Raw genomic sequence first — 300 nt, 5'->3', positions numbered from 1 at the left:
GTTGCCGCGTCAGCAGCTCGGCGGTGGCGGTCTCGCGCACGCGCAGCATGAACAGGTTGTTGAAGTTGCCGACCACCTGACCGGCCTTGGCTCGGTTGCCAATGCGGGCCTCGATGTCGCTCAAGGTCTGCGTGTAGGCCGTCACCTGCACGCCGGCACCGCCGCCCTTGTTGACCATCGGGATGAACTCGTCGCCCATGAGTTCATTGAATTCGTCGGCGTGGACGTTGATCGGAATCTTTGTGCCCGCCGCGGCGCCGGGCAGCCCATCGTCGATGCCGAACTTGTAGATGTGGCCGG

Annotated in this window: 1 protein-coding gene; it reads right to left on the bottom strand. The window is 64.3% G+C overall.

Annotated features, from left to right (window positions below; all coding sequences use genetic code 11):
* A partial coding sequence (locus ACR6JA_RS23310; protein ID WP_494599918.1) for a TraM recognition domain-containing protein occupies window positions 1-300 on the bottom strand: 300 nt, incomplete at both ends.

The organism is Cedecea sp. B1(4), from assembly GCF_059414925.1.
Note: the sequence above shows the minus strand (reverse complement) of the source record. Positions and strands in the feature narration are given on the sequence as shown.